Source organism: Streptomyces sp. NPDC001549 (assembly GCF_042894025.1).
GTDB classification, from domain to species: domain Bacteria; phylum Actinomycetota; class Actinomycetes; order Streptomycetales; family Streptomycetaceae; genus Streptomyces; species Streptomyces kutzneri.
This window is the reverse complement of sequence record NZ_JBIAVJ010000007.1, coordinates 305,722-330,987: the sequence shown is the minus strand read 5'-3', so window position 1 is coordinate 330,987 and position 25,266 is coordinate 305,722. Positions and strand designations below refer to the sequence as shown.

The window sequence follows — 25,266 nt, the reverse complement described above, 5'->3', positions numbered from 1 at the left end:
TGGGTCAGCCTAAGCCTTGATGAGGCACCGGCCACAGCCCACGACAGAGGGGCGGTTCCCCTCGGAACCGCCCCTCTTCCCCACCTGCGCAGGAGCTATGCCTTACGGCCCAGCATCTCCTCGACCCGGGCACGTACGGACTCGTCGTCAAGGCCGCGGATCGTCACCGTCGTACGGCGGCGCAGCACGTCGTCGACCGTCTCGGCCCACTCGTTGTCACGGGCGTAGGCGACCTGCGCCCAGATCTCCGGACCGTCCGGGTGGATCCGCTCGGCCAGCGCCGGGTCCTCGTTCGCGATGCGCGCGATGTCGAAGGCCAGCGAGCCGTAGTGGGAGGCCAGGTGGCGGGCCGTCAGCGGGTCCATCCGCGTTCCCGGCTCCCGGTCCACCAGCAGCCGGTGCGCGACCGCGTTCGGGTTGGCGACACCGGGCAGCGCGATCCGGCGCACCAGCGACTTCACCGGCTCCATGTCCTCGGTCAGCGGACTGCCCGGGAGCTTCGCCAGCTTGTCCATGACCACACGGCCGATGTGGCGGTACGTCGTCCACTTGCCGCCGGCCACCGACAGCATGCCGCCGGCGCCCTCGGAGACGACCGTCTCGCGCTTGGCCTTCTCGACGCCGCCGGGGCCGCCGGGCAGCACCCGAAGGCCCGCGAAGGCATACGTCATCAGCGAGCGGTCCAGGTCCGCGTCCTTCACCGAGAAGGCCGCCTCGTCCAGGATCTGCGCGATGTCGGACTCGGTGGCGCGCACGTCCGCCGGGTCGCCCTCGTACACCTCGTCGGTGGTGCCGAGCAGCAGCTGGTCCTCCCACGGGAGGGCGAAGGTGATGCGGTACTTGTCGATCGGGGTGGCCATGGCGGCCTTCCACGGCGACTTGCGCTTCATGACGATGTGCGCGCCCTTGGAGAGGCGGATCGACGGCATGGAGTGCTTGTCCTCCATGCGCCGCAGGTGGTCCACCCACGGGCCGGTGGCGTTGAGCACGACGCGCGCGTCGACCCCGAACTCGGTGCCGTCGAGACGGTCCTTGAGCTCGGCGCCGGTGACCCGGCCGCGCGTCTTGCGCAGTCCGGTGACCTCGGCGTGGTTGAGGACGACCGCGCCCGACTCGACGGCCGCGCGGACCGTCATGACGGCGACGCGGGAGTCGTTCATCTGGTGGTCGTAGTAGACCGCGACGGCCTTGAGGTTGTCCGTCTTCAGGCCCGGGTTGTCGGCGACGGCACGGGCCGGGGATATGACCTTGCCCATGCCGTCGCCGAAGGCCGAGAGGGCGGAGTAGGCGAAGACGCCCGCGCCCAGCTTGGCCGCACCCACCGGACCGCCCTTGTAGACCGGCAGGTAGAAGGTGAGCGGGTTGACCAGGTGCGGGGCCACGTCCTTGGCCAGCACCCGCCGCTCGTGGTGGTTCTCCGCGACCAGCTTGACCGCGCCGGTCTGCAGGTAGCGCAGACCGCCGTGGACGAGCTTGGAGGAGGCCGAGGAGGTGGCGCCGGCGAAGTCGCCGGCGTCCACCATGGCAACCCGCAGGCCCGACTGCGCGGCGTGCCACGCCACGGAGGTGCCCAGGATTCCACCACCGATGACCAGCAGGTCGTACGTGGCCTTCGACAGCTGCTCACGGGTCTGGGCGCGGCTGACGTTGGCACCGGCGGTCGGGTGCGTGCCCAGTGCGGGAACGCTCTGCAGGCTGCTCATATCTCTCTTAGCTCCTCGTCGATTGACTCAGCTGAGTGCGGTCAGCTGGCGTCTTCGTCGTCGACCCAGCCCATGGAACGCTCCACGGCCTTGAGCCAGCTCTTGTACTCGCGGTCCCGCTGGTCGGCGGGCATCCGCGGGGTCCACTCCGCCGCGCGGCGCCAGTTGGCGCGCAGGGCGTCGGTGTCGGGCCAGAAGCCGACGGCCAGGCCGGCGGCGTAGGCGGCGCCGAGGCAGGTGGTCTCGGCGACCATCGGGCGCACCACGGGGGCGTCCAGGAAGTCCGAGAGCGTCTGCATCAGCAGGTTGTTGGAGGTCATGCCGCCGTCGACCTTGAGGGCCGCGAGCTCGACGCCCGAGTCCTTGGTCATGGCGTCGGTGATCTCGCGGGTCTGCCAGGCGGTGGCCTCCAGGACGGCACGGGCGATGTGCGCCTTGGTGACGTACCGGGTGAGGCCGGCGACCACGCCACGGGCGTCGGAGCGCCAGTACGGGGCGAACAGGCCGGAGAAGGCCGGCACGAAGTAGACGCCGCCGTTGTCCTCGACCGAGGAGGCCAGGGTCTCGATCTCGGCCGCGGACTTGATCAGGCCCATCTGGTCGCGCATCCACTGGACGAGCGAGCCGGTGACGGCGATGGAGCCCTCCAGCGCGTAGACCGGCTTCTGGTCGCCGATCTGGTAGCCGACCGTGGTCAGCAGGCCGCTATAGGAGTTGATGATCTTGTCGCCGGTGTTCATCAGCATGAACGTTCCGGTGCCGTACGTGGACTTGGCCTCGCCCTCGGCGAAACAGGTCTGGCCGAAGAGGGCGGCCTGCTGGTCACCGAGCGCCGAGGCGACCGGGACACCGGCGAGGACGCCGTCCTTGACGTGGCCGTAGACCTCGGCGGAGGACTTGATCTCCGGAAGGATGTTGAGCGGGACGCCCATGGACTCGGCGATCTTGTCGTCCCAGGCCAGGGTGTGCAGGTTCATCAGCATGGTGCGCGAGGCGTTGGTGACGTCCGTGACGTGCACACCGCCCTGCGGGCCACCCGTGAGGTTCCAGATGATCCACGAGTCCATGGTGCCGAAGAGGATGTCGCCGGCCTCGGCGCGCTCCCGCAGGCCCTCGACGTTGTCGAGCAGCCAGCGGACCTTCGGTCCGGCGAAGTAGCTCGCCAGCGGCAGGCCGGTCTCGCGGCGGAAGCGGTCCTGGCCGACGTTGCGGCCGAGCTCCTTGCACAGGGCGTCGGTGCGGGTGTCCTGCCAGACCAGCGCGTTGTGCACCGGCTCGCCGGTGTGGCGGTCCCACAGGACCGTGGTCTCGCGCTGGTTGGTGATGCCGACGGCCTTGACGTCCGCGGAGGTGATCTCCGCCTTGGCGATCGCGCTGGCCACGACCTCCTGGACGTTGGTCCAGATCTCGGTGGCGTCGTGCTCGACCTGGCCCGGCTTCGGGAAGATCTGCTCGTGCTCCTTCTGGTCGACGGCGACGATGCGGCCGTCGCGGTCGAAGACGATGCAGCGGGAGGAGGTGGTCCCCTGGTCGATCGCGGCGATGAAGGGGCCGGTGCTGGTGGTCATGTTGGCTGCTCCTGGCAGGTCGGGTGAGTAGGCGGAATCAGGAGGGCGGTGCGGATCTTACGATCTTGCCGGTACTGCTGATCAGGCGAACGCGATGTTGTAGAGACCACCGGCGAGCGCGGCACCGACGAGCGGGCCGACCACCGGGATCCAGGAGTAACCCCAGTCGGAGCCGCCCTTGTTGGGCAGCGGCAGCAGGGCATGCACGATACGCGGACCGAGGTCGCGCACCGGGTTGATGGCGTAACCGGTCGGGCCACCGAGCGAGAGACCGATGCCGACGACCACGAACGAGGTGATCAGGACGCCGATGACACCGAGGCCCTTGCCACCGTCCTGGAGACCCTGGGTCAGGATCGCCAGGATCAGAACGGCGGTACCGATGATCTCGGTCGCCAGGTTCTGCACGACGTTACGGATCTCGGGGCCGGTGGAGAAGATGCCGAGCACCGGACCGGCCACATCGTGCGGGTGCGGGTCCTCGGGACCGAGCTTGGCGTCGCGGATGTGCTCCGGGTCGGCCAGGTGGACGCGGAACTGCCCGTAGTAGGTGATCCACATCAGGACCGCACCGAGCATCGCGCCCAGCAGCTGGCCTGCGAAGTAGACGGGGACGTCCCCCCACTCGCCGGTCGTGACGCCGATGCCGACGGTGACCGCCGGGTTGAGGTGCGCACCGGAGAGCGGCGCGGAGACGTAGGCGGCGATCAGTACGGCGAAACCCCAGCCGAACGTGATGGCGAGCCAGCCCGCGTTGCGGGCCTTGGAGCTCTTGAGTGTCACTGCGGCGCAGACGCCACCGCCGAGCAGTGTGAGCAGGGCGGTACCGATGGTCTCGCCGATGAAGATGTCGGAGCTGGACACCCGCGACTCCTTTGTACGTCCAGGGGTGGGCGGACACCGGGTCCCTCCGGTGGTTCCGCACACTCGGTGAGTGCTGCACCGGTCCGTGGCCTTGTCGCATCCTAGCGCGTATTGCCGGTAGGTGTTCGACAATGCCGACCGATGAACGGCAGTTTTCCGCCCAAGTGAAGAACGCGTCAAGGGTCGGCCAGGCCAAAGTGTCGGATCGTTACCCGTAGGTGCGATCAGCCAAATCCAGCCATCCCATGATCGGGTTATGGCGAAAAATGGGCATAGAGGGGTCAGGGTGTGGCCTGGACCTGTTAAAGGAAGCTCAGAACCGGCCCGCGCCGAGATCGCGTGAAACCGCACGCGCACAGTCCCGCACCGACGCCACCAGGGCCGCACGGGGCTCTCCGGTCTCGCTGCAGACCCGTTCCACGGCGCCCGCGACCGCCACCGCGCCGACCGGCATCCGGCGCCGGTCGTGGATCGGCGCCGCCACCGAGGCGATGCCCTCCCAGGTCTCCTCGACGTCGGAGGCCCAGCCGCGCGCCCGGGTCAGGCCCAGGATCTCCTCGAAGCCGGTGCCGTCCGTGACCGTGCGGGGGGTGAAGGCCTCGCGCTCGACCTCATGCGCCTGGGTGTGCGCCACCGGGTCGTACGCCGACAGCACCTTGCCCAGCGCGGTCGAGTGCAGCGGCTGCATGGCCCCGACCTCCAGCACCTGGCGGCTGTCGTCGGGCCGGAACACGTGGTGCATGATCAGCACCCCGCTCTGGTGCAGCACGCCCACGTACACGCTCTCGCCGCTCGCCCGGGCCAGGTCGTCCGTCCACACCAGGGCGCGGGCGCGCAGCTCGTGGACGTCGAGGTAGCTGTTCCCCAGGCGCAGCAGCTCCGCGCCCAGCTGGTACCGGCCGGAGGCCGGGTCCTGCTCCACGAAGCCCTCGGCCTGCAGGGTGCGCAGGATGCCGTGGGCCGTGCCCTTGGCCAGGCCCAGCGAGGACGCCACGTCCGAGAGTCCCAGCCGGCGCTCGCCGCCCGCCAGAAGTCGCAGCATCGCAGCGGCTCGTTCGAGCGACTGGATGTTCCGTGCCATCGCGCAGCCTCCTGCAGACCTTCGGTATTACTGACCATCTTGACGCGGTTCGACAATGCTGAACAGTATCGGTCGATGTCGACCTTGCGCACCGTCGGACAGCTGTTCGCCGTACCCGCCGCCGGGGCACCCCCCGGGAAGTCCCCGCCACAGAATGCAGTCCGCCACGTGGGACACCCACACCGGGGCGGGTGCCCCGCGGTTACCCTGGCCGCGTGCACCCTTGACACAGAGGGGGTGCAAAGCCGACAGCCGTCGCATCCCAGGGAGCACAACCATGGCTTCGTTGCCCACCTTGCCCGCTGACACCCAGACCCGGGCCGATGCCCTCCGGGAGGCACTCGCGACCCGCGTGGTCGTCGCAGACGGAGCCATGGGAACGATGCTCCAGGCGCAGGACCCCACCATGGAGGACTTCCAGCAGCTCGAAGGCTGCAACGAGGTCCTCAACATCACCCGCCCCGACATCGTGCGCTCCGTCCACGAGGAGTACTTCTCGGTGGGCGTGGACTGCGTCGAGACCAACACCTTCGGCACGAACTACGCGGCGCTCGCCGAGTACGACATCGCCGAACGCAATTTCGAGCTGTCGGAGGCCGGCGCGCGCATCGCCCGCGGGGTCGCCGACGAGTTCACCGCGTCCACCGGCCAGCAGCGCTGGGTCCTCGGCTCCATGGGCCCCGGCACCAAGCTCCCCACGCTCGGCCACATCAGCTACGCCCAGATCCGCGACGCCTACCAGATCAACGCCGAGGGCCTGCTCTCCGGCGGCGCCGACGCGCTGCTCGTCGAGACCACCCAGGACCTCCTGCAGACGAAGTCCTCGATCATCGGCGCCCGCCGGGCCATGGAGGCCCTCGGCGTCACCGTTCCGCTGATCTGCTCCGTCACCGTCGAGACCACCGGCACCATGCTCCTCGGCTCGGAGATCGGCGCGGCCCTGACCGCGCTGGAGCCGCTGGGCATCGACATGATCGGCCTGAACTGCGCCACCGGCCCCGCCGAGATGAGCGAGCACCTGCGCTACCTCGCGCGCAACGCCCGCATCCCGCTCTCCTGCATGCCCAACGCCGGCCTGCCCGTCCTGACCAAGCAGGGCGCGCACTACCCGCTCAGCGCCCCCGAGCTCGCCGACGCCCAGGAGACCTTCGTCCGCGAGTACGGGCTCTCCCTGGTCGGCGGCTGCTGCGGCACCACCCCCGAACACCTGCGCCAGGTCGTCGAGCGGGTCCGCGGCACGGCGATCACCGAGCGCACCCCCCAGCCCGAGCCCGGCGCCGCCTCGCTCTACCAGACCGTGCCCTTCCGCCAGGACACCTCGTACATGGCGATCGGTGAGCGCACCAACGCCAACGGCTCCAAGAAGTTCCGCGAGGCCATGCTGGAGGCCCGCTGGGACGACTGCGTGGAGATGGCGCGCGACCAGATCCGCGAGGGCGCGCACATGCTCGACCTCTGCGTGGACTACGTGGGCCGCGACGGCGTCGCCGACATGGAGGAGCTCGCCGGCCGCTTCGCCACCGCCTCCACCCTGCCCATCGTCCTGGACTCCACCGAGGTCCCCGTCATCCGGGCGGGCCTGGAGAAGCTCGGCGGCCGCGCGGTCATCAACTCCGTGAACTACGAGGACGGCGACGGCCCCGAGTCCCGCTTCGCCAAGGTCACCCGACTGGCCCAGGAGCACGGGGCCGCGCTCATCGCGCTGACCATCGACGAGGAGGGCCAGGCCCGCACCGTCGAACACAAGGTCGCCATCGCCGAACGGCTCATCGACGACCTGACGGGCAACTGGGGGATCCGCGAGTCGGACATCCTCATCGACACCCTGACCTTCACGATCTGCACCGGCCAGGAGGAGTCCCGCAAGGACGGCATCGCCACGATCGAGGCGATCCGCGAGCTCAAGCGGCTCCACCCGGACGTCCAGACCACCCTCGGCCTGTCCAACATCTCCTTCGGCCTCAACCCGGCGGCCCGCGTCCTGCTGAACTCGGTCTTCCTCGACGAGTGCGTCAAGGCCGGCCTGGACTCCGCCATCGTCCACGCCTCCAAGATCCTGCCGATCGCCCGCTTCGACGAGGAGCAGGTCACCACCGCCCTCGACCTGATCTACGACCGGCGCGAGGGCGACTACGACCCGCTGCAGAAGCTGATGGCCCTCTTCGAGGGCGTCAACACCAAGTCGCTCAAGGCCGGCCGCGCCGAGGAACTCCTCGCCCTGCCGCTGGACGAGCGACTGCAGCGCCGCATCATCGACGGCGAGAAGAACGGCCTGGAGGCCGACCTCGACGAGGCCCTCCAGACCCGCCCCGCCCTCGACATCGTCAACGACACCCTCCTGGAGGGCATGAAGGTCGTCGGCGAGCTCTTCGGCTCCGGCCAGATGCAGCTCCCCTTCGTCCTGCAGTCCGCCGAGGTCATGAAGACGGCCGTCGCCTACCTCGAACCGCACATGGAGAAGACCGACGACGAGGGCAAGGGCACGATCGTGCTCGCCACCGTCCGCGGCGACGTCCACGACATCGGCAAGAACCTCGTCGACATCATCCTCACCAACAACGGCTACAACGTCGTCAACATCGGCATCAAGCAGCCCGTCTCCGCGATCCTCGAAGCCGCGCAGGAGCACAAGGCCGACGTCATCGGCATGTCCGGCCTGCTCGTGAAGTCGACCGTGATCATGAAGGAGAACCTGGAGGAGCTGAACCAGCGCAAGCTGGCCGCCGACTACCCGGTGATCCTCGGCGGTGCCGCCCTCACCCGCGCCTACGTCGAGCAGGACCTCCACGAGATCTACGAGGGCGAGGTCCGCTACGCCCGTGACGCCTTCGAGGGCCTGCGCCTCATGGACGCCCTCATCGCCGTCAAGCGCGGCGTCCCCGGCGCGACCCTGCCCGAGCTCAAGCAGCGCCGCGTCGCCAAACGCACGGCGACACCGGGGGGGCCGGCCCTCGGGGTCGAGGAGGCCGAGGAGCCCGGAGGCCGCTCCGACGTCTCGGTCGACAACCCGGTCCCCACCCCGCCGTTCTGGGGCACCCGCGTGGTCAAGGGCATCCCGCTCAAGGACTACGCCTCCTGGCTCGACGAGGGCGCCCTCTTCAAGGGCCAGTGGGGCCTCAAGCAGGCCCGCGCGGGCGGGGCCACGTATGAGGAGCTCGTCGAGAGCGAGGGCCGTCCGCGGCTGCGCGGCCTCCTGGACAAGCTGCACACCGAGAACCTGCTCGAAGCCGCGGTCGTCTACGGGTACTTCCCCTGCGTCTCCAAGGGCGAGGACCTGATCATCCTCGACGAGGCCGGCAACGAGCGGACCCGCTTCACCTTCCCGCGCCAGCGCCGCGGGCGGCGCCTGTGCCTCGCGGACTTCTTCCGTCCCGAGGAGTCCGGCGAGACCGACGTCGTCGGCCTGCAGGTGGTCACCGTCGGCTCGAAGATCGGCGAGGCCACGGCCAAGCTGTTCGAGTCGGACTCCTACCGCGAGTACCTGGAGCTGCACGGCCTCTCGGTCCAGCTCGCCGAGGCCATGGCCGAGTACTGGCACGCCCGCGTCCGCGCCGAGCTCGGATTCGGCGGCGAGGACCCGGCGCAGGTCGAGGACATGTTCGACCTCAAGTACCGCGGTGCCCGCTTCTCGCTCGGCTACGGCGCCTGCCCCGACCTGGAGGACCGCGCGAAGATCGCCGACCTCCTGGAGCCGGAGCGGATCGGCGTCCACCTGTCGGAGGAGTTCCAGCTCCACCCGGAGCAGTCCACCGACGCGATCGTGATTCACCACCCCGAAGCGAAGTATTTCAACGCACGCTGAGCTCCACCGACGTACACTTGTCGGTCCCATACAGGCCGGTCGCCTGTTCCCCGGGGTCGTATGCCCCGCGGAAGAGGTGACCGGCCTTCTCGTCCCTTCTGAGAGGCATGCGCATGACGAGCACCGTTCCCGCCCCCGTCGCCCGTACGGCCGACGGTTCTGCCCTGCAGGCGGTGCTGCTCGACATGGACGGCACCCTCGTCGACACCGAAGGCTTCTGGTGGGAGATCGAGGCGGAGATCTTCCAGGAGCTGGGCCACCGTCTCGACGAGTCCTGGCGCGACGTGGTCGTCGGCGGCCCCATGAGCCGCAGCGCGACCTTCCTGATCGAGGCGACCGGCGCCGCCATCGGCCTCGCCGAGCTGAGCGTCCTGCTCAACGAGCGCTTCGAGGCCCGCATCGCCGACCGGGTGCCGCTGATGCCCGGCGCCGAGCGGCTGCTGTCCGAGCTCGCCCGGCACAACGTGCCCACCGCGCTCGTCTCCGCCTCCCACCGCCGGGTCATCGACCAGGTCCTGCTCACCCTCGGCCGCGACCGCTTCACGATGACCGTCGCCGGCGACGAGGTGGTCCGCACCAAGCCGCACCCCGACCCGTACCTGTTCGCCGCCCGCTCGCTGGGCGCCCACCCCTCGCGGTGCGCGGTCATCGAGGACACCCGCACCGGTGTGGCGGCCGCCGAGGCCGCCGGCTGCCGGGTCGTGGCCATCCCCTCGGTCGGCGTGATCGAATCCGCCCCCGGGCGCACGGTCGTCCGCTCGCTGGAGGACGTGGACCTGGCGTTCCTGCGCTCGCTCATCGCCCCGATGAACTGAGCGTGACGGCCGACCGCCACGCACCGCCACGCACCGCCACGTACCGCCACGGTCCGCCCCGTACGCCGCCACGCACCGGCGTCCTCTATGCACGCTCCGTACCGAACGGAACATGCGCGGGAGCGAGGTCCGACGGAAGGATCTTCCGTCGCAGGCCCCGGAGGCTGAAATTCCACGTTCTCCGGGGCAGTCGCTCAGCGTGACCTTGGTCACCCGTCAACCCTCCTGCGGGCCCGTCCCGGACCCCCTGACCCTTCCCTTGTGTCCGGATTGATCAGCCCCTGACCGAATCTGCGCAGCCCTGCGTGTGAACAGGCAGTTCGCTCCGATCACGGTGCGATTACGCCCCAAGTCCGGTCAGTTCCAGCCATCCCCGCCCGGGCCACTAGTGTCGACGCGGGCACTACGCCGCACCTCAGCCGTCCCTGGCACACACCCCTGTGCCGGGAACGCGTGGACCGATCGTCACAACACCGGCCCGATCGTTCCGCCCCGAACGGGCGACCGCCGCGAAGTGCCCTCTACGCCGCTTTGAACAAGTGCCGGTTACAGGGAGTACTTCCAGCATGAACCGCAAGACCATGGTGCTGACGGCCGCGGCCGGACTGCTCACCCCCGCGCTGGCCGCCTGCGGCAGCGCGAGCGGCGGAGGAGCAGGATCCGGAGCGATCGTCGTCGGAACCACCGATCGGTTCGAGGCCGCAGACTTCGCTCCCGCCCCCTTCGACCCGGCCTACGCCTACGACGCCGGCGCCTGGAACGTCCTGCGCCAGACCGTCCAGACGCTGATGCACACCCCGCGCGGCGGCGGCCAGCCCGTCCCCGAAGCGGCCTCCGCCTGCCGCTTCACCGACGCCGGCAACGAGAGCTACCGCTGCACCCTGCGCCCCGGTCTGAAGTTCGCCGACGGTGAGCCCCTCACCGCCAAGGACGTCAAGTTCTCCATCGACCGCGTCCTCGCCATCAAGGACGAGAACGGCCCCTCCTCGCTGCTCTCCACCCTCGACAACGTCGAGGTCAAGGGCACCGACACCGTCGTCTTCCACCTGAAGACCCCGGACGCGACCTTCCCGTTCAAGCTCTCCACCCCCGCCGCCGGCATCGTCAGCGAGAAGAACTACGACGCCAAGAAGCTCCGCGAGGGCTTCGCCGTGGACGGCTCCGGCCCGTACACGATGAAGGCCGAGGTCAAGGGCAACCGGCTGGTCCGCGCCGTCTTCACCAAGAACCCGCACTACAAGGGCGACCTCAAGCTGCAGAACGACAAGGTCGAGCTGCGCACCTTCACCGACTCCCCGGCCATGGGCAAGGCGCTCACCGACGGGAAGATCCACATGGTCTCCCGCACCCTGTCGCCCGCCCAGATCACCGAGTTCAGCGCCCAGCCGCCCAAGGGCGTCAAGCTGGTCCCGATGCCCGGCCTGGAGATCCGCTACCTCGGCTTCAACACCGAGGCGCCGGTCGTCAAGGAGAAGGCCGTACGCCAGGCGCTCGCCGCCGCCGTCGACCGCGGCCAGCTCATCTCCAAGGTCTACGGCAAGTCCGCCCAGCCGCTCTACTCGCTGGTCCCCACCACCGTGACGGGTCACGTCAACTCCTTCTACAACAAGTACGGCGAGGCCAACACGCCCAAGGCCGCCGCCCTGTTGAAGGAGTCCGGGATCAAGACCCCGGTCAAGCTGACCCTGCACTACACCAGCGACCACTACGGCGACGGCACGGCCGCCGAGTTCGAGGCCCTCAAGGCCCAGCTGAACTCCACCGGCCTGTTCGACATCACCGTCCAGGGCAGCGAGTGGGCGGACTTCCGCCCCGCCCAGAAGAAGGGCGACCACGCCGCCTACGGGCTCGGCTGGTTCCCCGACTACCCGGACGCCGACAACTTCCTCGCCCCGTTCCTGGAGCAGGACAACTTCCTGGGCACGCCGTACGCCAACAGCGCGGTACGCAGCAGGCTCATCCCCGAATCCCGGCGGGCGGTCGACCGTACGGTCGCCGTCCCCGCGATCACGGAGATACAGGACATCGTCGCCGAGGACGTGCCCGTCCTGCCCCTGTGGCAGGGCAAGCAGTACGTCGCCGCACGCGACGGGATCACCGGAGTGGAGTGGTCGGTCAACGCCATCTCCGACCTCCAGCTGTGGGAGCTCGGCCGTGGCGTAAGCGGCTGAGCAAGGCAACGACCGGCAGCGGAAGTCGCGGGCCGGACCAACGAAACAGTTCGACTGTGAAGGACGTTCGCGTGAATCGACGTAACCAGTGGCTGGCGGCCCCGCTCGGCGCAGCCACCGCCGCCGCGCTGCTCAGCGGTTGCGGTTCGACCGATGGCTCCAATGCCGGCAGCGGCAAGGGCGTGGTCATGGGCATATCCGACAAGGTGAAGTCCGTCGACCCGGCATCGGGCTACGACCCGGGCTCCTGGCTGCTGTTCAACAACGTCTTCCAGTCGCTGCTGAGCTTCCCCAAGGGCGGCACCACCCCCGAGCCCGACGCCGCCCAGGCCTGCGGCTTCGAGGGCGCCGACAGCAAGCTCTACAAGTGCACCCTGCGGGACGGCCTGAAGTTCAGCAACGGCCACAGCCTCACCTCGAAGGACGTCAAGTTCTCCTTCGAGCGCACGCTGAAGATCAACGACGCGAACGGCCCGGCCGTGATGCTCGCGTCGATCGCGAGCATCGACGCCCCGGACGACAAGACCGTCGTCTTCAAGCTCAAGACCTCCGACGCCACCTTCCCCAGCAAGATCGCGTCGGGCGCCGGCTCCATCGTCGACCACACCGAGTACCCGGCCGACAAGCTGCGCGCCGACAACAAGGCCGTCGGCTCCGGCGTCTACAAGCTCGACTCGTTCGGCGAGAAGAGCGCCACCTTCTCCGTCAACGAGTCCTACAGCGGCAAGGCCAAGGCCAAGAACACCGGCGTCACGCTGAAGTTCTTCAACGGCGACCAGGCCGGCCTCAAGACCGTCCTGGAGAGCGGCGACGTCGACTTCGCCTTCCGCGGCCTCGCCGCCAAGGACATCGCCGCCCTCGCCTCCAGCAAGACCGGCGACAACAAGGTCGACGTCGTCCAGGGCACCGGCGCCGAGGTCGAGCACATGGTGTTCAACGTCAACGACCCCGTCGTCGGCAAGCTCCCCGTGCGCAAGGCCATCGCCTACCTCATCGACCGCGAAGCCCTCGTCCGGGACGTGTACGCGGGCACCGCCACCGCGCTCTACTCCATCGTGCCGACCGGCATCGCCGGCCACACGACCCCGTTCTTCGACCGCTACGGCGGCACCCCGCAGCTCGAAAAGGCCAAGGCCGTCCTCAAGGCCGGCGGCATCAACGGCAAGGTCAAGCTGACCCTGTACTCCACCCCGTCCCGCTACGGCCCCTCCACGGACCAGCAGTTCGAGGTCATCGCCAAGCAGCTCAACGACAGCGGTCTCTTCGACGCCGACGTCAAGTCCGTCGAGTACGAGCAGTACGAGAAGGACATCCAGGCCGGCAAGTACGGCGTGTACGTCAAGGGCTGGGTGCCCGACTACCCGGACGCCGACAACTTCACGCAGCCGTTCTTCGGCCCGGACAACGTGCTGAACAACAACTACGACAACAAGGAGATCACCGGGACGATCATCCCGTCGACCTCCGCGAAGTCCGACCGCACCGCGGCCAACACCGACTACAACCGCCTCCAGGACATCGTCGCCGAGGAGCTCCCGCTCATCCCGCTCTGGCAGGGCAAGCAGTACGCCGTCACCCGCCAGAACGTGAGCGGCCTGCAGTGGTCCCTCGACGCCTCCACCGTCTTCCGCTTCTGGGAGATCAGCAAGGGCTGACGCCACCGGAGCCGGGCCCGCCCCGAAGCGGGCCCGGCACCACGCGAAGGGGGCCGTACGTGTCAGCACGTACGGCCCCCTTCGCGTATGCGCGCCCCGCCCGGCCTTACTGGGCCCCGGGGCGCACCAGACCGCTCTCGTACGCGTACACGGCCGCCTGGACCCGGTCCCGCAGCCCCAGCTTCGTCAGCACGTGCCCCACATGCGTCTTGACCGTCGTCTCGCTCACGAACAGATCCGCCGCGATCTCCGCGTTCGACAGCCCCCGGGACACCAGTTTCAGCACCTCGACCTCACGCTCGGTCAGCGTCCCCAAGGTGTTCGGAAGGCTCTCCTCACCCGACGGAAGATGCCCCGCGTACTTGTCCAGCAGCCGCCGCGTGATACTCGGCGCGAGCATCGCCTCACCCGCCGCGACCACCCGGATCGCCTGCACCAGCTCGTTCGCCGGCGCGTCCTTCAGCAGGAACCCGCTCGCCCCCGCCCGCAGCGCCTCCACCACGTACTCGTCCAGATCGAACGTGGTCAGCACCAGCACCTTCGCCGGCCCGTCACGCTCCGGACCGGTGATCTGCCGGGTCGCCTCCACCCCGTCCATCCGCGGCATCCGGATGTCCATCAGCACCACATCGGGCTGCAGCGCCCGCACCTGGTCCAGCGCCTGCAGACCGTCCCCGGCCTCACCGACCACCGCCAGGTCCTCCTCCGCCTCCAGGATCATCCGGAAGCCGGTGCGCAGCAGCGGCTGGTCGTCGACCAGAAGGACGCGGATCGCCACGGGGTCTACCTCGTATTCGTCGGACGGCTACGGCGGGCCCGTCCATTCTGCCCTGACACCAAGATCAGGACTCCGCCGGGCGCTCCGCCCCCGGCCGCGGGGAGATCACCAGAGGATACGGCGGGGGAGTGCCGCCGAACTCCGGACACACCGCCTGATGATCACACCAGCCGCACAGCTTCGTCGGCCGAGGCCGCCACTCACCCGACTCCGTCGCCTCCCGGATCGCCTCCCACAACGCGAGCAGCTTGCGCTCCACCCGCTCCAGATCCGCGACCACCGGGTCGTACGTCAGCACGTCCCCACTGCCCAGATACACCAGCTGCAGCCGCCGCGGCACCACCTGCTTCAGCCGCCACACCACCAGCGCGTAGAACTTCATCTGGAACAGCGCACCCTCGGCATACTCCGGCCGCGGCGCCTTCCCCGTCTTGTAGTCGACGATCCGCACCTCACCCGTCGGCGCCACGTCCACCCGGTCGATGATCCCGCGCAGACGCAGCCCCGACTCCAGCTCCGTCTCCACGAAGAACTCCCGCTCCACCGGCTCCAGCCGCGTCGGGTCCTCCAGCGTGAACCACCGCTCGACCAGCGCCTCGGCCTCCGTCAGCCACCGCGCCAGCCCCGCCCCCTCGTCACCCTCCGGGAACAGCTCCGTCAGCTCCGGCTTCGACTCCAGCAACCGGTCCCACTGCCCCGGAACCAGCGCCTTCGCCCGCGGCGCCGTCCGCTCCTGCGCCGGATGATCGAAGAGCCGCTCCAGCACCGCATGCACCAGCGTCCCGCGGGTAGCGGCGGCACTGGGCTTCTCCGGCAGCCTGTCGATCACCCGGAACCGGTACAGCAGGGGGCACTGCATGAAATCGCTCGCCCGCGAAGGGGAGAGCGAAGAGGGCGCCACAGCGCTCCGCGCATCGGCATCGGCTGCGCCAGGCACAGCACCGGGGCTCGTCGTCATGCACAAAACCCTACGACCCACCACCGACAGGACGCGCATACCATCGACGACAAGCCCCCTCGCACTGCATGATCGGAGCATCACAACCCGCTACAGCACCACCCCGTACACGAACAGAACACACTGGAAACACCAGCACCGAACGAAGGACAGCCGTGGCAGACACCGACGAACCCGGCGAGCGCTCAGGCGGCCGCTCCGGACCGGGCGGCGGACTCCTCATGGGCCGCCCCTTCGGCGTACCCGTCTACGTCTCGCCCAGCTGGTTCCTCGTCGCCGCCCTCATCACCTGGGTCTTCGGAGACCAGCTCGACCGCGTCCTGCCCGACCTCGGACCCGTCCGCTACCTCGTCTCCCTCTTCTTCGCCGTCGCCTTCTACGCCTCCGTCCTGGTCCACGAACTCGCGCACACCGTCGCCGCCCTGCGCTTCAAGCTCCCCGTGCGCCGCATCCAGCTCCAGTTCTTCGGCGGAGTCTCCGAGATCGAAAAGGAATCCGAGACACCCGGCCGCGAATTCGTCCTCGCCTTCGTCGGCCCCCTGCTCTCCCTCCTCCTCACCGGAGCCTTCTACCTCGGCATGAAAGCCGTCGACCCGGCCACCGTCCCCGGCGTCCTCCTCGCCGGCCTGATGATCTCCAACCTGCTCGTCGCCGCCTTCAACCTGCTCCCCGGCCTCCCCCTCGACGGCGGCCGCATGCTCCGTGCCGTGATCTGGGGCATCACCGGCAAACCCATGGCCGGCACCGTCGCAGCCGCCTGGGTCGGCCGCGGCCTCGCCCTCGCCGTCCTCCTCGGCCTCCCCCTCCTCACCCACACCGGAGTCCTCGGCAACCGCACCGAGGAAATCGGCGGCATGAACACCGTCATGGACGCCCTGCTCGCCGCCATCCTCGCCGGCATCATCTGGACCGGCGCCGGCAACAGCCTGCGCATGGCCCGCCTGCGTGAACACCTCCCCGAACTGCGCGCCCGCACCCTCACCCGGCGCGCCATCCCCGTCGAGAACGCCACCCCCCTCTCCGAAGCCCTCCGCCGCGCCAACGAAGCCGGCGCCCGCGCCCTCGTCGTCGTCGACGGACAAGGCGACCCCACCGCCATCGTCCGCGAAACCGCCATCGCCTCCGTCCCCGAACACCGCCGCCCCTGGGTTGCCGTCAGCACCCTCGCCCAGGACCTCACCGACGGCATGAAGGTTTCAGCGGACCTCACCGGCGAAGAACTCCTCGACCACCTCCGCGCCACCCCCGCCACCGAATACCTCGTCCTCGAACCCGGCGGCGCCATCTACGGCGTCCTGTCCACCCTCGACGTCGAAAAGGCCTTCGTGAAGGCCATGGCACGGCCCCAGTCCTGAAGCCAATACACTGGTCACATGTCCGAACCGACCGGTGCCGCCCGCCGACGCGGGCCCTTCGAGGTCGGGGACCAGGTACAGCTCACCGACCCCAAGGGCCGCCACTACACGTTCACGCTCGAAGCCGGGAAGAATTTCCACACCCACAAGGGTTCCTTCCCGCACGACGAGCTGATCGGTGCTCCCGAAGGCAGCGTTGTCCGCACCACGGGCAACGTCGCATACCTCGCGCTGCGCCCCCTGCTCCCCGACTATGTCCTGTCCATGCCCCGCGGCGCCGCCGTGGTCTACCCCAAGGACGCAGGCCAGATCCTGGCCTTCGCCGACATCTTCCCCGGCGCACGCGTCGTGGAAGCGGGAGTGGGCTCCGGCTCCCTGAGCAGCTTCCTGCTGCGCGCCATCGGCGACCAGGGCATGCTCCACAGCTACGAGCGCCGCGCGGACTTCGCCGAGATCGCCACCGCCAACGTCGAACGCTACTTCGGCGGCCCCCACCCCGCGTGGCAGCTGACCGTAGGCGACCTCCAGGACAACCTGTCCGACACGGACGTCGACCGCGTCATCCTCGACATGCTCGCCCCCTGGGAATGCCTGGAAGCCGTCTCCAAGGCCCTGGTCCCCGGCGGCATCCTCTGCTGCTACGTGGCCACCACCACCCAGCTGTCCAAGACCGTCGAGTCCATCCGCGAGATCGGCTGCTTCGCCGAGCCGCAGCCGTGGGAATCGATGATCCGCAACTGGCACGTGGAAGGCCTCGCCGTCCGCCCCGACCACCGGATGATCGGCCACACCGGCTTCCTCGTCACCGCCCGCCGCCTCGCGGACGGCGTCGAGCCCCCCATGCGCCGCCGCCGCCCCGCCAAGGGCGCCTATGGCGAGGACTACGACGGCCCCGGCAGCGACCGCTCCGCATAACGGCCCCGCAGACCCAACACAAAGGCGCTGTGGCACAGTTCCCCCGACCCACCCGGGAACTGCGCCACAGCGCCTTTTCGTTGTCCTGTGCACCAGCTCCGGACCCAGCCGTTCCACCTCCCTGCGAGGTGTGGCACGATGCTGGCTCCTCGTCACCCTTCGCACAGGAGACACCCCGCGTGCCGCACAGCCACGCCGAGACGGCCCCGCTCCCGCACACCCTGGAGCACAGCCGCACCAGGCCCGTCCACTGGCTCACCACGGCCACCGCCATGGCAGCCGTCATAGCCGCCGCAGGACTCGTACAGCCCGCCACCGGCACCCCGGCCACCGACACCACCGCGAGCGCCGCGGAAACCCCCGCGAAGGGCCCCCAGGCCACCGCACCCGACCCGGCGGCGGTCACCTACCCCCTCGACTGCAAGGGCGCCCCGCAGACCGTCACCACCAGCGCCCAGGGCGACCTCGACGGCGACGGCCGCCCCGAGACCGTGGCCGCCGTCCGCTGCGACGCCGGCTCCGGCACCCCGCCCCACGCGATCTACGTACTCACCCGGGACCGGGCCGACGGCGCCCGCCCCCGCGTCGTCGCCACCCTGCTCGACACCGCGAGACGACAGACCGCCACCGAGCTCACCGTGCGCGACGGACTCGTCACGGCGACCCTCGTCGGCTACTCCTCACCCGACGTGCCCCGCTACAGCCCCGACACGAAGCAGCTCGCCAAGTGGCGCTGGCACGACGGAAAATTCCGCCAGGAGCTGACGGACTCGGCCGCCAGGAGTGTTTGAAACGTCACTCCGCGTCGGGGCCGAAGACTTCCACCCTGTCCGAAACGCGCCTTACGTGAATACAGTCCCCCGGACATTCCTTCGCCGAGTCGACCACGTCCTGGAGCAGCGTCAGCGGAACCGGAGTGGTCGCCCCCGCGTCCTGCAGCAGCTCGTCCTCCGGGCTCTTCACGTACGCCAGACCATCGATGTCCAGCTCGAACACCTCAGGCGCGTACTGCACGCAGATCCCGTCCCCGGTGCACAGGTCCTGATCGATCCAGACCTCGAGCGGCTCGCCGGCCTCGCCGCCGCCGCCCGTCGGAGCCTCCTGCTGCACGGTCATATCTCCTGCCGTTCCCTGCGCTGAGTGATCCATCCCGGTCACAACCCGCAGCAAGTCGCGCGAGCCCTGACGGGTGTTGAACAGTTCGACCTTACAACCGGCTGCTTCCCGAGTTTGATGGGTGGGTATTTCCTTGGCGTGAGGGAGTACGCAAGGGTGAAGATCGGACACACCTCTACCGTCTTTGTGATCTAGGGGTTTCAATCACCACCAGCCCAGGTAGGGTCAGGAAGCGTCCAGCTCCCCTTGGAGGAGGTGAGGACCGTGGCAGCCCACGACGACGACATCAACCGCGGCATCCGGCCCGCGCGAGGGTCCGAGGACCCCGCCGGCCAGGTTGCCTATCTCGAGCAGGAAATCGCCGTCCTGCGACGAAAGCTCGCCGACTCTCCGCGACACACGAGGATTCTCGAAGAGCGGATCATCGAGCTCCAGACAAATCTGGCCGGCGTATCCGCACAGAACGAACGACTCGCGAATACCCTCCGTGAGGCCCGAGACCAGATCGTGGCCCTCAAGGAAGAAGTCGACCGGCTCGCACAGCCGCCGGCCGGTTTCGGTGTCTTCCTGCAAGCCAACGAGGACGGCACCGTCGACATCTTCACCGGAGGCCGAAAGCTCCGCGTGAACGTCAGCCCCAGCGTCGACCCGGAAGACCTCCGGCGCGGCCAGGAGGTCATGCTCAACGAGGCCCTCAACGTGGTCGAGGCCATGGAATTCGAGCGGGCCGGGGACATCGTCACCCTCAAGGAGATCCTCGAGGACGGCGAGCGCGCCCTGGTCGTCGGGCACACCGACGAGGAAAGGGTGGTGAGGCTCGCCGAGCCGCTCCTGGACATCACCATCCGCCCCGGCGACGCCCTCCTGCTCGAACCCCGATCCGGCTACGTCTACGAGGTCGTCCCCAAGAGCGAGGTCGAAGAACTCGTCCTCGAAGAGGTCCCGGACATCGACTACGACAAGATCGGCGGCCTGGGCGACCAGATCGAGCTGATCCGCGACGCCGTCGAGCTCCCGTACCTCTACCCCGACCTCTTCAAGGAACACGAACTGCGGCCCCCGAAGGGCATCCTGCTCTACGGCCCGCCCGGCTGCGGCAAGACGCTCATCGCCAAGGCCGTCGCCAACTCCCTTGCCAAGAAGGTCGCCGAGGTCACCGGCCAGCCCGCCGGGAAGTCCTACTTCCTGAACATCAAGGGCCCCGAACTCCTCAACAAGTACGTCGGCGAGACCGAGCGCCACATCCGCCTCGTCTTCCAGCGTGCCCGCGAGAAGGCGAGCGAGGGCACCCCCGTCATCGTCTTCTTCGACGAGATGGAATCCCTCTTCCGCACCCGCGGATCCGGAGTCAGCTCGGACGTGGAGAACACCATCGTCCCCCAGCTGCTCGCCGAGATCGACGGCGTGGAAGGCCTGGAGAACGTCATCGTCATCGGCGCCTCCAACCGCGAGGACATGATCGACCCGGCCATCCTGCGCCCCGGCCGGCTCGACGTGAAGATCAAGATCGAGCGCCCGGACGCCGAGGCCGCGAAGGACATCTTCGCCAAGTACCTCAAGGCCTCGCTGCCCCTGCACACGGACGACCTGTCCGAACACCAGGGCTCCAAGGACGGCACCGTCCACAGCATGATCCAGACCGTCGTCGAGCAGATGTACGCCGAAACCGAGGAGAACCGCTTCCTCGAGGTCACGTACGCCAACGGCGACAAGGAAGTCCTCTACTTCAAGGACTTCAACTCCGGCGCGATGATCCAGAACATCGTCGACCGGGCCAAGAAGATGGCCATCAAGGCCTTCCTCGAACACAACCAGAAGGGTCTGCGGGTGGCCCACCTGCTCCAGGCCTGCGTGGACGAGTTCAAGGAGAACGAGGACCTGCCCAACACCACCAACCCGGACGACTGGGCCCGCATCTCCGGAAAGAAGGGCGAGCGGATCGTATTCATCCGCACCCTCGTCACCGGAAAGCAAGGCGCGGACACCGGACGCTCCATCGACACGGTGGCAAACACCGGTCAGTACCTCTGACAAAGCGGGGCGGCTGCGGATGCCCACCCCGGGCATCCGCAGCCGACTGCTTTACCCCACCGCTTTACCGGCCGCTTTTCAGCCGGTGACGAGGCGGATCCAATGACGGAAATGATCTCCCCACGAGCGCGCAGTGGTTCTAGGCTCTTCCGTACCGCCGGACGCGCAGTGCGGGGACGGGCACCGCACAGGCACACGCACCGGAGCACCAGCGGTACTTGAGCGCCGCTCCCGAAAGGGGAGCGCCGCCGGGCAAGGAGGGCCGCATGACCGTACGGCGAGTAATGGGGATCGAGACGGAGTACGGGATCTCCGTCCCGGGGCACCCGAACGCCAATGCCATGCTCACCTCGTCCCAGATCGTCAACGCCTACGCGGCGGCGATGCACCGGGCGCGACGCGCCCGCTGGGACTTCGAGGAGGAGAATCCGCTGCGGGACGCCCGCGGCTTCGACCTCGCCCGCGAGGCCGCCGACAACAGCCAGCTGACCGACGAGGACATCGGCCTCGCCAACGTCATCCTCACGAACGGCGCACGGCTCTACGTCGACCACGCGCACCCCGAATACAGCTCGCCCGAGATCACCAACCCGCTCGACGCCGTCCTCTGGGACAAGGCAGGCGAGCGGATCATGGCCGAGGCGGCCGTCCGCGCCGCCCAGCTCCCCGGCGCCCAGCCGATCCACCTCTACAAGAACAACACCGACAACAAGGGCGCCTCCTACGGCACGCACGAGAACTACCTGATGAAGCGGGAGACCCCCTTCTCGGAGATCGTGCGCCACCTGACCCCCTTCTTCGTCTCGCGACAGGTCGTGACCGGTGCGGGACGCGTGGGCATCGGCCAGGACGGACGCGAACACGGCTTCCAGATCAGCCAGCGCGCGGACTACTTCGAGGTCGAGGTCGGCCTGGAGACCACCCTCAAACGCCCCATCATCAACACCCGCGACGAACCCCACTCGGACGCCGAGAAGTACCGCCGGCTCCACGTGATCATCGGGGACGCCAACCTCTCCGAGATCTCCACCTACCTCAAACTCGGCACGACCGCACTTGTCCTGTCCATGATCGAGGACGGGTTCATCAACGTCGACCTGGCCGTCGACCAGCCCGTACGCACCCTGCACCAGGTCTCCCACGACCCGGACCTGCAGCACCTGATCACGCTGCGCAGCGGCCGGACCCTGACCGCGGTGCAACTCCAGATGGAGTACTTCGAGCTGGCGCGGAAGTACGTGGACGAACGTTTCGGGTCGGACGCGGACGAGCAGACCAAGGACGTGCTGGTCCGCTGGGAGGACGTGCTGGGCCGGCTGGAGAGCGACCCCATGAGCCTGTCGGGGGAGCTCGACTGGATCGCCAAGCGGGAGATCCTGGAGGGCTACCGGCGCCGGGACGGGCTGAACTGGGACGCGGCACGGCTGCACCTGGTGGACCTCCAGTACTCGGACGTACGGCCCGAGAAGGGCCTGTACAACCGCCTGGTGGCCCGCGGCAAGATGAAGCGCCTGGTGGAAGAGCCGGCGGTGGAGCGGGCTCAGAGCAAGCCTCCGGAGGACACCCGGGCGTACTTCCGCGGCCGCTGCCTGGAGCAGTACGCGGACGACGTGGCCGCGGCGTCCTGGGACTCGGTGATCTTCGACCTCCCCGGCCGGGACTCGCTCCAGCGGGTCCCGACGCTGGAACCCCTGCGGGGGACCCGGAACCACGTCAAGGAGCTCCTGGACCGCTGCCGCACGGCGGAGGACCTGGTGCGGGTGCTTTCGGGGCAGTGAGCGGCGCCTGGGGGGCCTGAAAGGCCTCCGGTCCGGGAATCATGAAGAGAACCGGACGTTGTTCCGCGACCTTTTGAACAAGTGCGGGGACGAATGTCGGACCCTCCCTATAGGGTCCGACGTAGGGTCTGATCTTGAGAGATCCCGAATCCCGGGGTCTCTCGACATGAGCGTGCGAACCGAGCGGGGTGAGGTAGACATGGCGACCAAGGACACCGGCGGCGGACAGCAGAAGGCGACGCGCTCGACCGAGGAGGTCGAGGAGGCGGCGGTCGAGGAATCGACCGACCTCAAGGAGCGCCAGGAAAAGCTCTCCGACGACGTCGACTCCGTACTCGACGAAATCGATGATGTGCTCGAGGAGAACGCCGAGGACTTCGTGCGCTCCTTCGTTCAGAAGGGTGGCGAGTGATTTCACCTTCGAATCGAAGGTGACGCTCGCGGGGGAGGGTGAGTGTCGGAGGTGGGTAAGAAGTGTGGGCGGTGTGGCGTAGTCAAGCCGCTCGATGCTTTCGCTTCGAACCGGGCCATGCGTGATGGCCTGCAGTGCTACTGCAGGCCATGCGCAGCCGAATACCACCAACAGCGTCAGATAGCCAAGGGGAAGAACGTGCGTCCCCGAGTCGAAGCCCCAGCGGGGCACAAATACTGCCGCCGCTGCGGGGGGATCAAGCCCCACTCGGAATGGGACCGGAACAAGACGGCCTCGGACGGGTTGTCGACGCGTTGCAAGGCGTGCCGAGCGGTCGAAAGTCGGGCGGGTCATCTCAAGCGCTCGTACGGCATGACCGAGGCTGATCGCGACGAAATGATCGCCGCTCAGGGCGGGCTCTGCTGTATCTGTCTGAAGCGCCCGGCGGTCCATGTGGATCACTGCCACAAGACGGGTAGGGTCCGAGGCGTACTGTGCTTCAACTGCAACACGGCCATCGGCAAGTTGGGTGACGATCCCGACGCAGCTCGTCGGGTCGTCTCATACTTGGAGGGACACGCGTGGAAGCCAACAATCGTGGCACAGGGCGTCTACCGGCAGCCTTCCTGACGCCGGGGTCGTCGTCCTTCATGGACTTCCTGGGCGCGCACTCGCCCGAGATGCTGCCCGGCAACCGCAAGCTGCCGGAAGGCGTGATCGAGGCGCCGCACGGGACGACCATCGTCGCCGCCACCTTCCCCGGCGGGGTGGTCCTCGCCGGTGACCGGCGGGCGACCATGGGGAACATGATCGCGCAGCGGGACATCGAGAAGGTGTTCCCCGCCGACGAGTACTCCGCCGTCGGTATCGCCGGCACGGCCGGCCTGGCCGTGGAGATGGTCAAGCTGTTCCAGCTGGAGCTGGAGCACTTCGAGAAGGTGGAAGGGACGACCCTGTCCCTGGAGGGCAAGGCCAACCGGCTCTCCACCATGATCCGGAGCAATCTGGGGATGGCCATGCAGGGCCTGGCCGTCGTGCCGCTGTTCGCGGGCTACGACGAGGCCAAGGAGAAGGGCCGGATCTTCTCCTACGACGTGACCGGCGGCCGCTCCGAGGAGCACGGCTTCGCCGCCACCGGTTCCGGTTCGATCTTCGCCCGCGGTTCGATGAAGAAGCTCTACCGCGACGACTTGACGGAGCAGCAGGCCACCACCCTGGTCGTGCAGGCCCTGTACGACGCCGCCGACGACGACTCGGCGACCGGTGGCCCGGACCTGTACCGCCGGATCTTCCCGATCGTCACCGTCATCACCGACGAGGGCTTCCGCAGGCTCAGCGAGGTGGAGTCGTCGGAGCTCGCGCGGGCCATCACCGAGCGGCGCATGGAGCAGCCCGACGGGCCGCGCGCGGCCCTGCTCTGATCACTCCTCGTCTCCTCGTCGCCCAGAAGAAAGGGACGGACAGCCGGTGTCGACTCCGTTCTATGTGTCACCCCAGCAGGCCATGGCCGACCGGGCGGAATACGCCCGCAAGGGCATCGCCCGCGGTCGCAGCCTGGTCGTGCTGCAGTACGCCGACGGCATCGTGTTCGTCGGCGAGAACCCGTCCCGTGCGCTGCACAAGTTCAGCGAGATCTATGACCGGATCGGCTTCGCGGCCGCCGGCAAGTACAACGAGTACGAGAACCTGCGGATCGGCGGTGTGCGGTACGCGGATCTGCGCGGGTACACCTATGACCGTGACGATGTGACGGCCCGTGGGCTGGCGAACGTGTACGCGCAGACGCTCGGCACGATCTTCTCCAGTGCGGGTGAGAAGCCGTACGAGGTGGAACTGGTCGTCGCCGAGGTCGGTGCGACCGCGGCCGGGGACCAGATCTACCGGCTGCCGCACGACGGGTCGATCGTGGACGAGCACGGTTCGGTCGCGGTCGGTGGCAACGCCGAGCAGATCAGTACCTTCCTCGATCAGCGTCACCAGGACGGGATGACCTTGTCGGAGGCGTTGAAGCTGGCGGTGCAGGCGCTGTCCAGCCAGGCGAACGGTGCGGACAAGACGATTCCGGCCGAGCGGCTGGAGGTGGCGGTGCTGGACCGTACGCGGGCGCAGCAGCGCAAGTTCAAGCGGATCCGGGGCCGGCAGCTGTCGCGGTTGCTGGAGGCGGATGTGACGGCGGCGGTGCAGGCCGATGCCGTGTCGAACGACGAGGCGCCGGAGGACGACGCCGAGTAGTCCGGTGGTGCGAGGGCCCCGGTTCACCGTTT

20 protein-coding genes are annotated in these 25,266 nt (G+C 68.5%); 13 read left to right on the top strand and 7 right to left on the bottom strand.

The window, feature by feature from the left end; all coding sequences use genetic code 11:
• Window positions 1-95 precede the first annotated feature (95 nt).
• The 4 genes from ACFY04_RS15530 to ACFY04_RS15515 form a co-directional block, all read right to left on the bottom strand.
• Complete coding sequence (locus tag ACFY04_RS15530; protein WP_301372185.1) at window positions 96-1,703, bottom strand: glycerol-3-phosphate dehydrogenase/oxidase; 1,608 nt, start codon at window positions 1,701-1,703, stop codon at window positions 96-98.
• 41 nt (window positions 1,704-1,744) lie between these two features.
• Window positions 1,745-3,271, bottom strand: a complete 1,527-nt coding sequence (glpK, locus tag ACFY04_RS15525) for a glycerol kinase GlpK (protein ID WP_389116933.1) — start codon at window positions 3,269-3,271, stop codon at window positions 1,745-1,747.
• 81 nt (window positions 3,272-3,352) lie between these two features.
• The gene (locus ACFY04_RS15520) at window positions 3,353-4,135 is read right to left on the bottom strand and encodes an MIP/aquaporin family protein (RefSeq protein ID WP_030723337.1); all 783 of its coding nucleotides are present in this window, start codon (window positions 4,133-4,135) and stop codon (window positions 3,353-3,355) included.
• Window positions 4,136-4,448: 313 nt separating this feature from the next.
• Window positions 4,449-5,216: an IclR family transcriptional regulator gene (locus ACFY04_RS15515; protein ID WP_389116932.1), complete on the bottom strand. Its 768-nt coding sequence runs from the start codon at window positions 5,214-5,216 to the stop codon at window positions 4,449-4,451.
• A 277-nt stretch (window positions 5,217-5,493) separates the two neighbouring features.
• Between ACFY04_RS15515 and metH the strand changes: the two genes are divergently transcribed.
• From metH to ACFY04_RS15495, 4 genes are all read left to right on the top strand, one after another.
• Window positions 5,494-9,018, top strand: a complete 3,525-nt coding sequence (gene metH / locus ACFY04_RS15510) for a methionine synthase (protein WP_389116931.1) — start codon at window positions 5,494-5,496, stop codon at window positions 9,016-9,018.
• Between the two features lie 113 nt (window positions 9,019-9,131).
• Window positions 9,132-9,833: an HAD family hydrolase gene (locus tag ACFY04_RS15505; protein WP_389116930.1), complete on the top strand. Its 702-nt coding sequence runs from the start codon at window positions 9,132-9,134 to the stop codon at window positions 9,831-9,833.
• A 566-nt stretch (window positions 9,834-10,399) separates the two neighbouring features.
• Window positions 10,400-12,004, top strand: coding sequence for an ABC transporter substrate-binding protein (locus tag ACFY04_RS15500; protein WP_389116929.1), 1,605 nt, complete (start codon window positions 10,400-10,402; stop codon window positions 12,002-12,004).
• A gap of 71 nt (window positions 12,005-12,075) precedes the next feature.
• Complete coding sequence (locus tag ACFY04_RS15495) at window positions 12,076-13,659, top strand: ABC transporter substrate-binding protein (protein ID WP_389116928.1); 1,584 nt, start codon at window positions 12,076-12,078, stop codon at window positions 13,657-13,659.
• 106 nt (window positions 13,660-13,765) lie between these two features.
• Here ACFY04_RS15495 and ACFY04_RS15490 read toward each other — a convergent pair whose 3' ends face one another.
• The gene (locus tag ACFY04_RS15490; protein WP_030016364.1) at window positions 13,766-14,437 is read right to left on the bottom strand and encodes a response regulator transcription factor; all 672 of its coding nucleotides are present in this window, start codon (window positions 14,435-14,437) and stop codon (window positions 13,766-13,768) included.
• A 64-nt stretch (window positions 14,438-14,501) separates the two neighbouring features.
• Window positions 14,502-15,395: a RecB family exonuclease gene (locus tag ACFY04_RS15485; RefSeq protein ID WP_301372193.1), complete on the bottom strand. Its 894-nt coding sequence runs from the start codon at window positions 15,393-15,395 to the stop codon at window positions 14,502-14,504.
• 68 nt (window positions 15,396-15,463) lie between these two features.
• On the opposite strand from ACFY04_RS15485, the gene ACFY04_RS15480 reads away from it, so the two are divergent.
• The 3 genes from ACFY04_RS15480 to ACFY04_RS15470 all read left to right on the top strand — a co-directional run bounded on the left by ACFY04_RS15480 (window position 15,464) and on the right by ACFY04_RS15470 (window position 18,456).
• Window positions 15,464-16,750 carry a site-2 protease family protein gene (locus ACFY04_RS15480; RefSeq protein ID WP_389116926.1) on the top strand — a complete coding sequence of 429 codons (1,287 nt, stop codon included), beginning with the start codon at window positions 15,464-15,466 and terminating at the stop codon, window positions 16,748-16,750.
• Between the two features lie 18 nt (window positions 16,751-16,768).
• Window positions 16,769-17,665, top strand: coding sequence for a tRNA (adenine-N1)-methyltransferase (locus ACFY04_RS15475; protein ID WP_030016358.1), 897 nt, complete (start codon window positions 16,769-16,771; stop codon window positions 17,663-17,665).
• A 179-nt stretch (window positions 17,666-17,844) separates the two neighbouring features.
• Window positions 17,845-18,456 carry a hypothetical protein gene (locus tag ACFY04_RS15470; protein WP_389116924.1) on the top strand — a complete coding sequence of 204 codons (612 nt, stop codon included), beginning with the start codon at window positions 17,845-17,847 and terminating at the stop codon, window positions 18,454-18,456.
• A gap of 4 nt (window positions 18,457-18,460) precedes the next feature.
• On the opposite strand, the gene ACFY04_RS15465 is transcribed toward ACFY04_RS15470, so the two are convergent.
• Window positions 18,461-18,781, bottom strand: a complete 321-nt coding sequence (locus ACFY04_RS15465; protein WP_030016354.1) for a ferredoxin — start codon at window positions 18,779-18,781, stop codon at window positions 18,461-18,463.
• A 264-nt stretch (window positions 18,782-19,045) separates the two neighbouring features.
• Here ACFY04_RS15465 and arc point away from each other — a divergent pair, with 264 nt between their 5' ends.
• The 6 genes from arc (at window position 19,046) to prcA (ending at window position 25,234) form a co-directional block, all read left to right on the top strand.
• Window positions 19,046-20,812: a proteasome ATPase gene (gene arc / locus ACFY04_RS15460; RefSeq protein ID WP_389116922.1), complete on the top strand. Its 1,767-nt coding sequence runs from the start codon at window positions 19,046-19,048 to the stop codon at window positions 20,810-20,812.
• Between the two features lie 266 nt (window positions 20,813-21,078).
• Entirely contained in the window at window positions 21,079-22,590 is a 1,512-nt protein-coding gene (gene dop, locus ACFY04_RS15455; RefSeq protein WP_202202290.1) for a depupylase/deamidase Dop, read from the top strand.
• A 199-nt stretch (window positions 22,591-22,789) separates the two neighbouring features.
• Window positions 22,790-23,002 (top strand): ubiquitin-like protein Pup, encoded by a 213-nt coding sequence (locus tag ACFY04_RS15450; RefSeq protein ID WP_030233608.1) that lies wholly within the window; start codon window positions 22,790-22,792, stop codon window positions 23,000-23,002.
• A 117-nt stretch (window positions 23,003-23,119) separates the two neighbouring features.
• On the top strand, window positions 23,120-23,632 hold the full coding sequence (locus ACFY04_RS15445; protein WP_389116919.1) for an endonuclease VII domain-containing protein: 513 nt from the start codon (window positions 23,120-23,122) through the stop codon (window positions 23,630-23,632).
• Window positions 23,584-24,423 carry a proteasome subunit beta gene (gene prcB / locus ACFY04_RS15440; protein WP_389116918.1) on the top strand — a complete coding sequence of 280 codons (840 nt, stop codon included), beginning with the start codon at window positions 23,584-23,586 and terminating at the stop codon, window positions 24,421-24,423. The genes ACFY04_RS15445 and prcB overlap by 49 nt, the downstream gene beginning before the upstream one ends.
• A gap of 46 nt (window positions 24,424-24,469) precedes the next feature.
• Window positions 24,470-25,234, top strand: coding sequence for a proteasome subunit alpha (prcA, locus tag ACFY04_RS15435; protein WP_030016342.1), 765 nt, complete (start codon window positions 24,470-24,472; stop codon window positions 25,232-25,234).
• The last annotated feature ends 32 nt before the right edge of the window (window positions 25,235-25,266 follow it).